The sequence below is a fragment of the Mesorhizobium salmacidum (SeqCode) genome, assembly GCF_037179605.1.
In the GTDB taxonomy this organism is placed as follows: domain Bacteria; phylum Pseudomonadota; class Alphaproteobacteria; order Rhizobiales; family Rhizobiaceae; genus Mesorhizobium; species Mesorhizobium salmacidum.
Genome location: NZ_JAPYKS010000094.1, coordinates 1 through 510 on the forward strand (window position 1 = coordinate 1; position 510 = coordinate 510).

Annotated in this window: 1 pseudogene; it reads left to right on the forward strand. The window is 65.7% G+C overall.

From position 1 onward, the window contains the following. Positions 1-510, forward strand: a pseudogene (locus tag O7A60_RS31785) (malate synthase G); the annotation flags it as partial.

Consider the following 510-nt stretch of genomic DNA (forward strand, 5'->3'; position numbering starts at 1 on the left):
GGAGCGCGTTGTCTTCATCAACACCGGCTTCCTCGACCGCACTGGCGACGAGATCCACACCTCGATGGAAGCCGGCCCGATGATCCGCAAGGGCGACATGAAGCAGGCCGCCTGGATTTCCGCCTACGAGGCCTGGAATGTCGACACCGGTCTCGAATGCGGGCTCGCCGGCCATGCGCAGATCGGCAAGGGCATGTGGGCGATGCCTGATTTGATGGCGGCGATGCTGGTCGAGAAGATCGCCCACCCCAAGGCCGGCGCCAACACCGCCTGGGTGCCGTCGCCGACGGCGGCGACGCTGCACGCCACGCACTATCACAAGGTCGATGTGCATGCCGTCCAGGCGGCTCTGAAGAGCCGGCCAAAGGCGAGACTCGACGACATATTGTCGGTGCCGGTGGCCGTGCGACCGAACTGGACGCCCGACGAGGTCCAGCGCGAGCTCGACAACAACGCGCAAGGCATTCTGGGCTATGTCGTGCGCTGGATCGACCAGGGCGTCGGCTGCTC